The organism is Faecalicatena contorta (assembly GCF_001404335.1).
GTDB lineage: Bacteria > Bacillota > Clostridia > Lachnospirales > Lachnospiraceae > Faecalicatena > Faecalicatena contortus_B.
The window spans coordinates 105,271-122,236 of the sequence record NZ_CYZU01000010.1; the positions used below are offsets into that span (position 1 = coordinate 105,271).

The 16,966-nt window shown below is 42.4% G+C and carries 6 protein-coding genes; all 6 read right to left on the reverse strand.

Annotated elements, in window-relative coordinates:
- Positions 1-27: 27 nt before the first annotated feature.
- Positions 28-6,303, reverse strand: a complete 6,276-nt coding sequence (locus ARB69_RS07395) for a DEAD/DEAH box helicase family protein (RefSeq protein ID WP_420319454.1) — start codon at positions 6,301-6,303, stop codon at positions 28-30.
- A 185-nt stretch (positions 6,304-6,488) separates the two neighbouring features.
- The gene (locus ARB69_RS28455) at positions 6,489-6,833 is read right to left on the reverse strand and encodes a TnpV protein (protein ID WP_420319453.1); all 345 of its coding nucleotides are present in this window, start codon (positions 6,831-6,833) and stop codon (positions 6,489-6,491) included.
- A 945-nt stretch (positions 6,834-7,778) separates the two neighbouring features.
- Positions 7,779-8,867: a DUF5688 family protein gene (locus ARB69_RS07400; RefSeq protein ID WP_055152364.1), complete on the reverse strand. Its 1,089-nt coding sequence runs from the start codon at positions 8,865-8,867 to the stop codon at positions 7,779-7,781.
- A gap of 6 nt (positions 8,868-8,873) precedes the next feature.
- Positions 8,874-9,014, reverse strand: a complete 141-nt coding sequence (locus ARB69_RS27140; RefSeq protein ID WP_167702486.1) for a hypothetical protein — start codon at positions 9,012-9,014, stop codon at positions 8,874-8,876.
- Positions 9,015-9,098: 84 nt separating this feature from the next.
- Positions 9,099-15,392 carry a SpaA isopeptide-forming pilin-related protein gene (locus ARB69_RS07405; RefSeq protein ID WP_055152366.1) on the reverse strand — a complete coding sequence of 2,098 codons (6,294 nt, stop codon included), beginning with the start codon at positions 15,390-15,392 and terminating at the stop codon, positions 9,099-9,101.
- Between the two features lie 68 nt (positions 15,393-15,460).
- Positions 15,461-16,966 (reverse strand): DNA topoisomerase (locus tag ARB69_RS07410; RefSeq protein WP_055152376.1); only part of this gene is annotated, 1,506 nt, incomplete at its 5' end.

Here is a 16,966-nt window from a genome sequence, read left to right on the forward strand (position 1 = left end):
CCAAATTATGCCATCTTTCCTGTTTATTTATTCCAGACCGAAGTCCCGTTTTCTGGTTTCCTTGCCAGTTTCACTTTCCCGCTGACTCTTTTCTTTATAGATCTGCAGTTTTTCATGGATAGAACCACGTGCCGGCCGTTCTTCTTTCTCTTTTGATTCTGACTGCTCTGTTTCTGTATCTTCCCGTTCATCCATATTGAGAAGTGCATTTAATTCTGACAGCCGCTCCAGCTTCTGGTTCAGTTCCTCTTCTTTTGGAAATGGCTTTCCGACTTCCGCTTTCGCATTTGCCATCTGCTCCTGTACCGTTTCCATCCGTTGTTCTGCTTCTGCCAGTTTCTCTGGATAACTTTCCAAAAGATTATTGATACGAGTGATATTTCCCAAAGCATCGGCTCCCAACCGAACTTTAGCTACCGATTCATGCTTTACAGACAGGATAAACTCTTTGCTCCAGCTGTCGAATTGGATTCTCATGTTGAATCCCTGATAGCTTCCAATGTCCATAGCTGCATCTACAGACTTAATGTCTTTGCAGACCACCAGAAGTGCCGCTCCTGCCTCTTTCTTTTCTGTGAACACTTTGCCACTGATTTCCATAGAAAACTGCTCTGGATCTGTGATTTTATGCTCAGAAAAGTGAGCGATGTCTGTCTTGTAGCTGTCAATGATCTCTGTCAGTTTTGCAATCTGTTGTGGAAAATTTCTTGCAATATCATCTTCCAGTCGGTACTGGTTATTCATGTGGTTCGCTTTTAAAAGTTTCAACTTTGCTACATCCACATCCAGTTCCATCTTCTCTTTTACTGCCGGATTTCCGGTTGCAAGTGCTTTGACCTCCGCATAGGAAAGTGCCGCTTCGTCCACATCTTCGCAGCTTCTGACCGGTGCCTTGCTGGTCATGATCTGGGAAATGAACTTCTGCTTGTTCTCGATCAGCTGCCACATGTAGCTGTCAAATGTGGATTCTGTTACATATCGGAAAATATGAACCTTTTTATTATGATTTCCCTGACGAATAATTCGTCCTTCCCTCTGCTCCAGATCAGACGGTTTCCAGCCGATATCCAGATGATGCAGGGCAATCAGACGGTCCTGCACATTGGTTCCCGCACCCATTTTTGCTGTTGAGCCAATCAAAAAACGAACCTGCCCGGATTTTACTTTTCCAAACAGTTCCGTCTTCTTTGCTTCTGTATTTGCATCATGAATAAAAACAATCTCTTTTTCCGGTACACCTTTCTCCATCAGTTTCTTCTTCAAATCATCATAAACATTGAAACTGCCATCGCCTTTCGGTGTACTCAAATCACAGAAAATCAACTGTGCTGATTTCTGTGCTGCTGTATCTTTCCATATTTCATAGCTTTTCTCTGCACAGACTGCTATTTTGCTTTCCGGATTATCTGGCAATAGTTCGTTCACCAAACGCTGATCCAATGCTAACTTCCTTCCGTCATTGGTGATTTTTAGCATATTATCGACCGAGGCATCTACCCCTCCGTTTCTGACAACTTCTGCACGTTCTCCAAGGCTTTCTACGATTTCTTTCTGCTGTTCCGTTGGTTTCAGCACCACTGTTTCATATTCCGCTTCCGGTACTGGAAGCGTTAATTGATCGGAAGTCTTGATATCTGCAATCTCCTTAAACATATTCATCAGTTCCGGGATATTATAGAATCTTGCAAATCTTGACTTTGCACGGTAGCCTGTCCCTTCTGGTGCAAGCTCAATGCTCGTTACTACCTCGCCAAAGGTGGAGGCCCAGGAATCAAACAATCCAAGTCCCATATTTTGTAATTTGCTGTTCTGCAGATACCGCTGCATGACATATAATTCTGTCATGCTATTGCTGATCGGTGTACCTGTAGCAAAGGTAATGCCTTTTCCACCGGTAATCTCATCCAGATATTGACACTTATTGAACATATCTGCCGACTTCTGTGCTTCATTCTGTGCAATCCCGGCTACATTTCTCATTTTTGTATAAAGAAACGCATTTTTATAGCTGTGTGCTTCATCTACATATAAGTGATCAACCCCCAGTTCTTCAAAAGTAACTACCTGATCTTTTTTCTCTTTCTGATTCAGTTTTTCCAGCCTTGTGTGCAGTGTTTTTCTGGTCTTTTCAATTTGTTTGACGGTATAACGCCCGCCGTCCTGTTCATACCTTGCACTCTGGATTGCCATTTCCAGATCATCAATCTGCTTCCGCAGCATAGCTTCCTGCCTCTCATCAGAGATTGGAATACGCTCAAACTGGGAATGTCCAATAATAATAGCATCGTAATTTCCCATAGCGATCCGGGCACAGAACTTTTTCCGGTTTGCCGGTTCAAAATCTTTTTTTGTTGCTACCAGAATGTTCGCCCCTGGATATAGCTGTAGGAACTCAGCTCCCCACTGCTCTGTCAAATGGTTCGGAACTACAAAAAGATTTTTCTGTGATAATCCCAGACGTTTGCTTTCCATTGCAGCAGCTACCATCTCGTAGGTCTTCCCAGCTCCTACTACATGAGCAAGAAGCACATTCTCTCCGTAAAGCTGGTGTGCAACAGCATTTTTCTGATGCGGACGAAGTTCTATTTCTGGGTTCATTCCTGGGAAGGTCAAATGACTACCATCGTATTCACGGGGACGGATACTGTTAAATCGTTCATTGTACACCTTTACCAGTCGTTCACGCCTCTGCTGATCTTTAAAAATCCAGTCTTTAAATGCTGCTTTCATGGCATCCTGCTTCTGTGATGCCAGCATGGTTTCTTTCTTATTGAGGACACGGATTTCATCACCATTCTCATTGACACTCTTATCATAGATGCGTACATCTTTCAGGTTAAGGGTATCTTCCAGGATCTTATAGGCATTTGCTCTCTCAGTTCCATACGTGGCATAGGCAAACGCATTTCTTGGACTGTCGGCATTCTTTCCTGTAATCCTCCACTCACCATTTACTTCAGAGAATTTAACCTGTATTTCCTTCTGCGCAAGATACCATGGCGTATGAAGCAGTTCCGTCATAAAATCCTGATAATCTGAAGGTTCAATCCAAGTAGCTCCAACACGCACCTCAATTTCGGATGCTTCCAGATTTCTCGGCTGAACTGTCTCTAAAGCACGGACATTCGGTGTAAATTCCGGATGACTCTCTGCAAAGGTTCTCGCAGTGTTTAATTTATCTCTGACATTTCCAGATAAATACTCATCTCCACTCTCCCACTGGTCTGTCAGTGGATTCTTAAAGATAACTCCAACCAGTTCCTCCGTGATTTTTTCTTCTGTCTTTCCAGTCAGCTGTGCCATATAGGTCAGATCCACCTTTGCTCTTTCATTCAAAGATAATGCTAACGCTTCTGTCGCTGTTTCTACGCTGGTTACTGCTACTGCCTTTTTGATGGTTCGTTTTGTAAACATATCTGCTTTTCGCTTCAATGTTCCATCTTCGTTCAGATCTTCCAGAGAACACAATAGGCAATAAGAAGAGTCATCAGAAAACGCCCGTTTGTTAGCATTGCTTCCAATAACCCCATACTTTGCTGTGTAGGTATCATATACCTGATTCAGTTTTTCCTGCTGTTTCTGGATTTCTTCGTCTGTGACGGATTCATCCATCTGCATAGCGATCAACTCCCGGACAGTATCACGGATTGTAACCATGCCTTTCACACGTTCTGCAGTAGCTGCAGGCATTTTCACCTGATTCATCAAAGAATTGACACGGTAATATACCTGATTATCTACAACTGCAAAGCTGTAATTACGGATATTAGGATCTGCTGGGATACTCTCCGGTACATCGTCCAGTTCCGCCTCCACATCAACTGCCGGAGCCATGTTTCCTTTAATGTGTTTCACAGCTTCTTGTAACTGTAATTCCAGATCTGCTCCTTCCATTGGAGCACAGGTTGTTTCCATACCATACGGACCGGACACTTCTTTCATTTCACCCAGAATCATTTCCGGATGCTGAACAAAATACTGATTGACTGTAATACCATTGACATCACTATCCAGATTTATCCATTCCGGCATTTCTTTCGTAAGGCTTTCCCTCTTCTGGAAAAACAGGATATCCGCACTGACTTCTGTTCCTGCATTTGCCTTAAAAGCTGTATTCGGCAGTCGGATTGCGCCCAGCAGGTCTGCACGCTCTGCCAGATATTTCCGAACTTCCGGTGACGCCTTATCCATGGTTCCCTTTGTTGTGATCAACGCAGCCACACCACCTGGACGCAACTGATCTATCGTCTTGGCAAGAAAGTAATCATGGATCATGAAATTGTAGCGGTCATACTGACGGTCATTGACCTTGTATGCACCAAATGGCACATTTCCAATCGCCACGTCAAAAAAATCATTAGGATAATCTGTCTTCTCAAAACCTTTGATTTGAATATTAGCATCCGGATAGAGCAGCTTTGCAATTCTGCCGCTGATACTGTCCAGTTCCACACCATAGAGTTTGGACTGATTCAGATTCTCCGGAAGCATTCCAAAGAAGTTCCCGACTCCCATAGATGGCTCCAGGATATTTCCTTTTGTAAATCCCAGATCCTCCAACACCTGATACATACTTTCAATCACAATCGGCTGTGTATAATGAGCATTTAAGGTGGAAGCTCTGGCTGCAGCATATTCCTCTGGTGTAAGAACAGTCTTTAATTCCAGATATTCTGTCTCCCATGCAGCTTTTGTTTCATCAAATACATCTGCAAGACCTCCCCAGCCGACGTACCGGGATAAGATTTCCTGTTCTTCTAGTGTTGCATTGCGGTTCTCATCCTCACATTTCTTTAACAACTGGATAGCCATGATATTGGCACGGAACTTTTCTTTTGCTGTACCCTGTCCAAGCTCATCATCTGTGATGCGGAAGTTCGTTGCTTGAATCGGTTCTGCTATTCCGTTCATCTCTTCTAAAGATTCTTTTTCTTCCGATACCTCAGCTTCTCCCGATAATTCTTTTTCTTTTTTATCATAATCTGTCCACACACGTTCAGAAATAGCACTAAAATACGAGGACTCTTCCTCCATAATTTCTTCCCTGATTTCCCGTAATTCATCTAAGGTATCCGCATTTACAGTTTTGTTGTGATAATGATAATAAAGTACTTCTTGTCCAAGTTTTACATCCAGACGTTCCAATTCTTGTGTTGACATTCGATTCCAAATATCATCTTTTTCCGTATGAATCGTGAAACCTTCTCCATCATCATGATATTCTAATGTGTATTGAAGTCGATTCACTTCTCCCTTAACTTTGCAATCAAAATCATGGATTGTTGTTCTGGAACCGGACATATATTCTGAATCAACTAATTGCAAATCAGTTATATCTTCAGCGGTCAAAGCATCCTGTTCCAGCTGTTCTCCTAACATCTGCTGTGCTTCTTCCAAATCTGCCAGTCTTTGTGCTTCCTGTCGTTCTTCGTACTTTTCCATTTCTTCCGGTGACAAATAATCATCTGTGCGGATTAACTGGCGAACACGTTCTGCAACCTTGTTCCACTTTAATAAAACTTCTACCTCCGGGTTGCCAATTTTCCCCTTCGCAAGCTTTAATCCTTTTGCATCGTGAGATGCGTCAGAAGCACCTGCTCCTGGTATTCCGGGTGAAGAACCACCTGTTCCATATTCATTTTTCAGGAACTCAGCTGCATCTTTCATATCATGGTGCTTCATGAAATATTCGTAAATCCGGTTACGTCCTCCGGCAGTAATGCCACCTCTTCTTAACACTGCATCAATTTCATCCTGTGTGATAAAGGATAGTGCCGGTCGCTCTACCTTGAATTGCTGATCCACCCAGGAACGCTCCCTCTGGAGATCTTTATAACGCTGGAAATATTCCGGATTATGCTGGATTTCCCAACGATGGTAATCTTCTGGATTCTTTTCCATATCTTCCTGAAGCCATTCAAAACGATAGGCAGTCGCAGCTGCTTCTTCCGGATCTGTCCAAGCCGCCCCCACTACGTCCTGCCAGTCAGAATAAGACAACCGTTCTTCTCTGTTTCTGCTCGTATCACGGAAATGCAGTGCCAGAAGATCTGTCATTTCTTTCTGTTCCTGCTCGATAGCATTATTGGAGATAAGATTATCAACGTAATTTCCCTCCTCATACATATCCCGGATCCTGTCAGCAGCTTCTTCCCACGTAACGATACGGTCAAAGTTTCTTCTTGCTGAGTCGCCTCGTCGGATACGGATACCATCGTTGTCATACCAGATACTGATTTTCTGCCCATCTATGGTAAATCCTTTTCCTCCAGTGCCATATTCATCTTTCAGGAAGCTTTGCATTTCTTCATTATCCAAACCTTCGATCAATCTTGCAGTAATGTGAAACAGTGTATTATTCTGTCCGCTTCCTGTTCGGAGAATATCGTCTACCACTTCATCAGAAATAAGAAAAGCGGCTGGCTGTTCTAATGCAGCTGCCGCTTTCCTTATTTCTCCTAACTGTTCCTCTTGTGTTGGGAATAGACTCAATTGTAAATAATCTCCTGAATTACCATTTCCTCTGCCTGTGCTTTGATCTGGTTCATGTGTCTGGTCCACGCCATTGTGTCTGCCATCTTGTCCGGTGCCGGATCTTTCTCCAGAAGTTCGATCATCAGGTTGTCTACTCTCTGCCTTGCCTGGCTGTCGATCTCCATCAGATGACTGTCCAGACGGTTCTGCAGTGTCAGAATGTTGAACCTGGCTACCTTGTGGTTTCTCAGATACTCTTTCCTCATCATTCCGTACTTCCCGATGGTTCCTCTCGTCTCTTCTAGGCTGATATCTGGAATCTGATACTCTCCGTTCTGGCTGTAACTGATCTCTCTCATAGTCTGTTTCCTCCTTTTTTTCTTCTCTATCTTCTGTGTTATCCGTATTACTTTCACGAATTAACGTGTTAAATTCATTATAAGCTACTTCTTTTTCTTTTGCAACCGTTTTCAGGTCATTTTCCAGATCATTCAGAACATATCGTCCAATCTGCATCAGGACTGGTCTGCTGATCTCGTTGACTGCACTTCCCAGATGTCCTAATATTTTCAGCTGATTGAAGTCCGTTATATGCCGAAAATCCTCTGCATCCAGATATTCCTGTACATCCAGTCCACACCGGTTTAGTAATACATACCAGACACTATTGGTCATCAGTTCCCGGAATTCTACTTCCTGATTCTGTTCGTCCAGTTCTTCCAAAAATGTCCCTGTCACATCCAGTCTCAGTTCTTCCAATGCATCTGGAAGCCATTCCTGCATACTCTCCTTCGCTGCCTGATGCAGACTTTCAGCAAGTCCTCCTTCTGTATCTTCCAGTGATAACTGCTCCTGCAGATAATCTGCCACCAGATGTTCTCCTTCTACTGGAAGATTCCATAACTGAGGATCCTTTCCAAGATTCCGCACTTTATAAGTGTCCTGCACATCAAATACATACCGAAGTTTTGTTTTCGGTCCGGAAGTATTGTCAATCAAGGCAATCCCCTTAGATCCCTTTTTGATCCATCGGTACATCTTCTGATTCCAGATTTCCATGGATGCTACGGCAGTTGCTTCCGGTCGCTGTGCATAAATTAAAAGCTGTTCTGGAAAAGTGTATTTGTACAGTCTGGATGCAGTGTTTAGGAACCGCATCCATTCCTGCGGACTGGCAGCTACATCTTTTGCCACCTCTTCCGTCAGCTGTTCCATTGCATATAATTTATTTGCCATGCGCTACTCCTTTTCATAAAATCAGGGACTGCTTAGCACAGTCCCCTAAAAATCATCGTTACTTCTCTTTATAATGCTGCGGCAAGATCTTTTGACTTATTCTTTAGCACTTTGTCTGCCTCTTTTGCCTTGATCTCTGCTTTAGCTTTCTCCAGTTTTCCATGGATTCCACCTTTTACTTCCGCTTTTTCGGCTGCTTTTTCTTTCTCCAAACGAGCTTCCCTGCGCTCAGCATTTTCCATTACTGCGGTCTTTTTATCACAGAACTGAACCTTATCAGAAAGCTGTTCCTGTCTTTCCACCTGTGTCTCATTGACTTCCTGTACCATCGCATTTAATTCTGGAACCTGAAAAATACCATTGTCAGGGAGAATCAGTACTTCATGGACGGAAGATGGGATGACAAAGTAATCGCTTCCCAGGCATTCCCCAATCTGTTTTCGAATATCTTCCTGCAGTAACAGGGAAGCTCCGTTCATCTTAGATTCATTGGTAAGGCAGAACATTGGATTCTCCACAGTTTCCATATCCAATTTTTCATTCAAAAGATTCTTAGGTGTTCCTCCAAAAATCATGGATTCGACAATCTGTGTCATATCCACCAGTTGCACTCCTCTGTTCTTATCTGCCATCATCGCATCTGCCTGAATCTGTTCGCCAGATACTCCCCATTCGTTCATCAGAGAAACAGTTACTGGAATACTGCTGATTCCCTCTCCATTTTCTTCCAGATTTACTGCATAATAAGCTGCAAAATCTCCGTGTTCTGTGACTACTTTGTCTGCCAAACGATCGGTATTCCATTCTTTGTCACAAATTCTCATCTGTAATTTGTCTTTCATCTTTTCATAATCAAGAATATCTGGAACTCCCATATCCAAAAACTCTGCTTTTCCCTGTGCCTCAATACGCATATCAGCTACATCACCAACACAAGAATCTACATCTTTTCCATTGATATATTCCTGATAAAGGGAATCCAGATAGATTGTCGGTACAATTCTCTGATCTCCATTTGGAATTGTGATACCTGTCAGCTTCAACCCATTATTCTTTTCAACTTCCTGAAGTTTAATCTCGCCTTCCTCATAAGACTTTGGCAAATATGCCTTTACATTATCTTTTACATATTCATAAAATTCTTTTCTGTTCATCATACGTTATTACCCCTTTCTGATCATGTGATGGTTCATTCTTTTTCTGCTGATCATCTGCTCAGCTTTTTTCTGATAAGCCATCATTCTTTTTAAAGTTTTCTCCTGGTTCTTTTTTGCTTCCTGTCTTTTTTCCATTGTTTTCATCATAGTTTTCTGTTCCTTTCTTTCATTAGTTGTATTGAAAAGGGAGCCCTGATTCAGGGCCCCCTTTACTGCAAATTAATTACTTTACTATTTTCTGTTTTTCTTTTTTCTGATATAAAGTCCTGCCATACCTCCTGTGGAGATTACCAGAAGCAGAATCGGCAACCAGATATTCGTGCTGTCACCTGTTTTTGGTGCATTTGATACCTTTGTCTCTTCATGGGACTGTGGTGTATCCGGTGTGTTCAGTGTTTCTGGAACTTCCGGTTTCTCATTTGTCAGATTGAAAGTAACTTCCACGACTGGTGTACTGTCATTCGCATAAGCAAATGTCACTTCATGCCTGGTCTGATCCAGTGTGTATCCATCCAATGTTTTTGTTTCCACCAGATAATACTTGATTGCTGTATCATATTTACCGTTCTTAAATGTAGCAATCTCATACAGCTTACTTTCTGCATGACCGGCAGCGTCTGTCTTTAAGGTTTCCAGAACCTTTCCTTTGCTGTCACGGAGTTCAAATTCTACCCCTTTCAGCGGTTCTCCTGACGATTTATCTGCCTTATTAAGAATCACTTTTCCCTTGGCAGTATCATCTTTCATAGCCACTTTCTGAATTTCTCCGGTATCCTTCACCTCAAATGTCACATCAGATGTCAGAAGATATCCTTTCGGTGCCTGCTCTTCACGTAAGGTATATTTACCGATTGGAAGTTTTTCGATATAGTGTGCTTCCTCTGTGGAAGTCCAGCTCTCTACTACCTGATCGTCTTTGTCAAGAACCGTCAGTTTTGCACCTGGAATCTCAGTTTCTCCTGTGATATCCGTCTTACTGATCTGCACTTTTGTCACATCATCTTTCATCTCATGCTTCTGAACCTCTGCTGTATTCTCTACTGTGAAAGTAATACTTTCTGCAGTGACATATCCATCTGCCGGTTTTGTCTCTGTCATGGTGTATTCCTTACCAACAACCAGTTCTTTGATCACATGGGATTCTTCCGTAGAAGTCCATTCATCCACTGTATTGCCATCTGAATCCGTTACTTTCAGGTGTGCACCTGGAAGTTCTTTACCTGTAGTCAGGTCTGTTTTGGTCAGCTCCACTGTGGTTGGCTGATTTTCAAAAGTAAAGTCGTAGCTTACTTCTGCCTGGTCTTCTCCGGCATATTCAAAGGTAAATTCCTGTACTTCTTCTGTTGTAACAAATCCGTCTGGCGCAAAGATCTCTTTCACATAGTATTTTCCATCTACCGGAAGATCTGCCGTAAAAGTAATCTGTCCTTTTTCATCCGTTACTCGCTGCTCGATCAGGCTGTCTTTCTCAAGGAGTACCTCGCCCTTTGCATTTTTGATATCTTCACTGGTATAAAGACCGAAGATACCACCTGCAAGGACACGGTCTGTATCTTTTTCTTTCTTCACAACCGTAACCTTTACTTTCTGACGGGCATTCTGCCATTTCTCATCATAAGTAATGACTGGTGTGTCCTGATCACGGTAGGAAAGATCAACATATCTCGGCTCTTTGTCCAGCACATAACCATGGGCAGTTTTTACTTCCTTCACATAGTACTTGCCAGCCGGTAGATCTCCCATCTGTGCAATACCATTGGAATCCGTAGTAATGGTTCCTACTTTTTCATCTGCTTTGAAATAATCTTCACTGACACCATCTGCCGCTTTGATATCTTCCGCAGCAAATACATCGAACGTCACATCTGTAAGACTTCCAGTTACATATTCAAAGAGATGCTCCACAGTACCTTTTACATTGTCCAGAAGTGTCACTTTATCCAAAAACTCTCCATTTTTGTTGATGATCAGAAGTCCTGTCGGTACTTCATCTTTCATCTCTACTTTCTGAATCTCTGCGGTATCTTCCAGCGTGAACTTCACATCCGTTGCTTTCAGATAACCATAAGGTGCCATTTCCTCACGAAGGGTGTATTCCTCTCCAACTGTCAGTCGTTTGATCACATGTGGCTGATCTTTTACAGAAATCCACTGATCCACGACATTTCCTTCTTTATCAAGAACGGTGAGTTTTGCCCCATCCAGTTCCACACCTGTTGTTACATCAGATTTTGTGACTTCTACGGTTGTCGGCTGGTTCTTTTTCACTGTTTTCAGTTTTACTGTCTTCACATCCTGTCCCTGGTAAGAAGCATCCAGATTCAGAATTTCATCAGAGGATACAAATCCCGCTGGTGCTTTTAACTCTTTCACATAATACTGTCCAAGTGGCAGATCCAGCGTACATGCTGCAAGACCATCATTATCAGAAGTCATTTTCTGTATGAGTGTATCTGCTTTCACAATCACTTTTCCATCTGCCTTGATATCCTCTTTGTTATAGATACCAAAGACAGCCCCTGCTACGGTTGCACCATTCTCTGCATCCTGTTTTTCTACCTGGATTGCAACTTTCTGTCGGTCATCGCCAACAGTCACTTCCTGTTCAATTACAGGTATATCCTGATCGGCATAGACAAATGCGACTTCTGATCTATCATGGTTTAGAACGAATCCTTCCGGTGCAGTCTTTTCTACCACATAGTACGAACCAAGCGGCAGATTCTCTGCAACTGCTTTTCCGTCTTCTCCGGTCGTAACTGTTGTTACCAGTGCATCCTTCGCATAGATCAGCTGTCTGTTTCCGTTTTCATCTTTCTGATAATCCGGTGTATAGATATTTTCAGCTGCATAGACATTAAATTCCGCACCCTTCAGGTATCTTTCTTCATAAACAAAATCCTTCTTGTATCCGGTCAGCATCTCACCTTTTTTATAGATCATCAACTTTCCTTTTACCGGATGGTTCTCGTAATCTACCGTAATAATGGCATCTCCGCTCTCAGAATCCATCTGGTATGCTGTGTTTGCATCCACTGCAATCTCTACATAGTTCTTGTTGATTGTGTACCCTTCCGGTGCATTGACTTCCTCAATCCGGTAATGTCCGATCTTCAGATTCTTCGGCATGATCAGATATCCCTGACTGTCCGTAAAATAGGACTTATGAGTAGTTGTCACAGGATACGTTGTTACCTGTTCCACATACTTTTTGTTGTCCAGGTCATATACCTTAAATTCTGTTCCGGCAATCAATACGGATTTCTTTGTTTCATCGTCTTTTTTCACGATTTTCAGTTTTGCCTTAAACTCTTCATCTAGAAGCACTCGCCAGATCTGCGGCTCATTTGGATGATGCTCCGTAATATTCACTTCAAAATCATCGACTGGCTTGTAATTATGCGGTGTTGTAGTTTCACGCACGATATAGCTTCCAAATAGTAATGGAATACTGCAGGAATACCCTTTTTCATCTGTGAAAATCTCAGTAGCTCCATTTTCGCCACTCACTACTGGTTTGGCAGAATCAAAATCATAACTTCCATCTGCTTTTTTTGTGAGGGAAGATTTCAGATAAACTGTAAATCCAGCTCCTGATAACAGATCTGCATCTGTCTTTCCATTGTTGGCTGCTTTGATGATCTGGAATGGCTGCTTGATGACCTGCTCACTGGAAGTGCACTCTCTTTTTACTTCTGCTGTCATATCTCCTTCATAACTGCACGTAAGATCATGCTCTTCTGTATCTGCCAGGTATCCGGTCGGCGGTGTAATCTCTTTGATATAATATTTGCCAAGATATAAACCATCTACAAAAGCCTGTCCTTTGTCATCTGTTGTAAGAGAAGCTACCTGCTCCCCTGCTTTATAAATAGTTCCAGTTGCTCCGTCCGGATGCACGACATCTTCACGGGCATACAGTCCATAAACTGCTCCTTTCAGTGTGGCATCTCCCTGCGGTACTGCTTTTCCTGTCTCTTTATCCACTTTATAAAGATTGATCTTTGCTGTCACACGGTCATTGCTGAAGGTATGGGCAAAAGATACGATTGCTTCTTTATCATTGGTGTATGAAAACTTGAACGTATACACATCTTCTCTATTTCTTACATAACCTATCGGTGCCTGATCCTCCTTTACAGAATAGGAGTATCCAATCGGCAGGTCTGCTGTGAATTTTGCAGTTCCGTCTGCGCCAGTAGTTGCTTTCTCAATCAGCGTTCCTTTTTTCACAACAACGGTTCCGTCTGCATTTCTGATATCATCGGATGCGTACAGAGCAAAAATACCGCCTTTCAGTGGTTTCTTGGTGTCTTTATCCTGTTTTACTACGGAAACATCTGCTTTCTGTCTCTCATTGTTAAAAGTCACATCTGCAAATACAACTTCTTTGTTCTGACCAGCATAAGTCAGAGTTACTGCCTTTTTTTCATTGCCATTATAGAAATTCTCCGGTGCTTTTGCTTCTTTTACCACATAGGTTCCAAGATGCAGGTTTTTCAGTGTGACAGAACCATTCTCACCCGTTGTCAGATTTTCTTTTACCAAGTCACCTTTGCTGTACACTTTTGTGCCATAAGCAGTTACGATATCTGCTCCGGCATACACGCTATATACTGCATTTTTCTGTCTGCGGTTTTCATACTGAAATATTGTTCCATTTTCACTGACCTCTGCTCCTGTCAGAACCTGTCCTTCTTTGTAAATGGTAAGCTCTGCCAGCTGCTCCTTATTTTCCACGGTTACCGATGAAGTCTTACTTGCTACCAGTTTTACATTCGTAGCCGTTGCATTTACTACATATCCCTGTGGTGCTGTGATCTCTTTCAGATAAACGGTATCCTGTGTCTTAATGATCGTAACAGAGGATTTTCCATTCTTATCTGTCTCCGGCATCTGAGTGATCAGCTTTGTACAAGCCTCATCGCTGTATACACCGAATACTGCACCTGCAAGATTAACATCCACTGTATCGTCTTTCTTTACGATTTCGATCGTAGCCTGTTCAATCCAGGAAACCTTTAAGCTTACATATTTTTCATCAGCAACACCTTCTCCAAACACAAATGCCAGATCCTGAACACTTGCATTCGTAGTCAGTTTATATGCTGAATAATCTTTTGTAATACTTCCCTTCATCTTTGTAGAAAAAGTAGCACTTACATCTTTTGTCTGTGTCAGAGGTGCTGAAAGATAAAACGTGGTTCCTCCTCCAATTGTTACGCTTGCACCTGCCGCACTTACATTTCCAGTAGATACATTATGGAGCTTTACTCCTTTTGGTAAGTCCATTGTGATTTTCTGCTGGGAAGATGCATTGAACTTAATATTTTCTGTTCTCTGGACATTTCCATCTACATAAGCCTTTACACTCGGCTTTGAAAATGACATCGCTACATCTGGTATTTCCGGCTTATTCACACAATAATTATAGAGTTCTTTTGCCAAAGCCTCGCCTGTAGCATTGGTTCCGTAAAAAGCATCACTGCTTCCGTTGGCATACGATGCAGCCATGTGAATAATGATGAATCTTTTTCCTTCCGAAAAATCCGTGTGTTTATTCGCAAAAAAACTTTCGCTTCCTGCGGCATCTGTACCGTAATAACACACTTTTGCTAACGCCTGATTGTCTCCAATCTTTGTGATTGTATAATTTCCGGATCCAGGTCCTGGCTTTGCTGGCTGTACACAATACGCAATTGCTCTGACGCTTCCGTAGCTGATATAGTACGGCTCTGTCAGATAGGTTCCAAGATTATAATCTGCATATCTATACAGTGGTCCTTTTTCAATTGTTACCTGCTGTGTACTTCTTGCTGAATAAGCCGAAACTGCTTCAAATGTTGCAATCTCTCCCTCTTCCATAGCGTCAAGATCCACACCTTCATCTCCTGCCTGTTCCAAAACATCATGAAGCTTTAACCCTGATTCTTCATCATAGGTATCCTGATTCTGTGCCTGCTCGACTAAATCATCAAATTCATCAGCATCAATATCGGTAATCTCCGAGTCTGCTTCGGAATCCTCCGCTTCCTCTGTCTGCTGTTCACTGCCAGCTGTTTCGGATTCGGTCACTGCTTCACTTCCTGCGGCCTCTGTCTGCGTTTCTGTTTCTTTCTCACGCACAATCAGGTTTCGGCTGATCTGGTACTTCGGATGCTCCTGATTTACCGGCTCCACATAATAGACCGCTTTGTAAGTGTCCACATGATCTGTCGTAAAATCCTCATTCTTGTCATTCTTTGCTTCCTCAAATGTGACTTTGACCTTGTTATCGTCCTTGATTTCCAGCCCTGTGTAGTCTGATTTCACATCAAATACACTGCCTGTTTCGATTTCATAATCTTTAGCAGTCACCACCTCATCTTCATCCAGAAGGTCTTTCACTTCCTCATAAAGTGGAGGTTTTTCCTCTGGCTGGATTTCCGCTGCATATGCAGTCATCGGAGATAACACTGTACTAAGCATTGTCATTCCTGCCAGCAAGCCAGATACTACTTTTCTAAAATTACCTTTTTTCTTCATGCTAAGGTCCTCTCTTTCATATATTTGTATTAAAACAGACAGTCCTTAGACTGCCTGCAATACACTACTTATCGTTGTGGAAAAATAAGATTGAACTGTACATTTCCCTCTCCGGGATCGACCATCTCCACAGTTGCTTCATACTGTCTCCCTGTTTTTCTTGATACCAGATCCTTATAATGGATTTTTCCTTTAGACAGAAATTTCTTTGCTGTCGTCTTATCCATCTTTTTCCCCTGGCTTGCAAGGAATTTATCATTCTTCCACAAGGTAAAAGCACAATTCCGGTCAGAACAGTAAAAGTTTACTTTTCCTTCCCTGACATCAGCTCCACAACGGGGACATTTGCCAATGACTTCTCCTTTTGCTTTTCCCTGAAACTGATTTTTCTTCTCTTCTGAAATCCCCTGATATCTGGCAACCAGTTCCTGCATCAGCTCTGTAATCCCATTTAGGAATTCATCTGCTGTCTCTGTATTCTGAGCAATGTGATTCAATGCCATTTCCCATTCAGCTGTCATCTTCGGAGATTTAATCTCGTCCGGCAAAACCGTAATCAGTACATTTCCATCATCTGTCGGAATCAGATTTTTCTTTTCCCTTTTAACAAAACCAGACTGAATCAGTTTTTCAATGATTGCTGCCCTTGTTGCCGGTGTGCCAAGTCCTTTCTTTTCCGTATCTTCGGTCAGCTCTTCATTCCCTGCACGTTCCATCGCAGAAAGCAGGGTATCTTCTGTGTACTGTTTCGGTGGCTGTGTAAAATGCTCCGATACAAAAGAATCACAAGGACCGTAATGCTTGCCAGCCCAGATATCCAGCTCCGGCTCTTCTTTCTCAATCTTTATGCCAAAGAACTGTTTCAATTTATTTTCGATGGCCTTGAATCCTTCCTGCTTTGTTTTCTTTGCTGAGAGATAAAACGTATGATAATTACAGGTAATCTGGCATTTATGGCTTTCATAAATATAAGGATCTGCGGTTGCTGTCAGTACCCTGACACTGATCAGATACAAAATCTTGCAGTTTCGTTCTTTCAGTTTACCTATATCTGCCTTCGCTACTTCCACGGTCGGGATAATTGCATGGTGATCAGATACTTTCTTTGAATTTAATACCTTACTCACGTCCGGCTGATATTCCAGCCCTTCGGCATAGGGCATTTTCCCAAGCAACATCTGAATCAGAGTTTCTGTGCTTTCTCCCATCTCATCTGTCAGATACTGGCTGTCTGTTCTCGGATAAGTAACAAGCTTCTGCTCATACATCTCCTGCACGGCATCCAGCGTCTGCTGTGCGGTATAACCAAACATTCGATTGACTTCCCTCTGTAAGGTTGTCAGATCATAGAGCTTCGGTGGACGAACTGTTTTCTCCTTCACATCGTCTTTCTCTACTTCACACATACGCTCCGCACAATCCGCAGCCACTTTATCTGCATCCTCTTTTTTCTGAAAATGCTCCGTGACTGCATCCATATCATCAAACTTGATATGAGCCATATAATATTTTTCTTTGGTAAATTCCTTGATCTTCTGATTTCGATCCACGATCATGGCAAGTGTTGGTGTCTG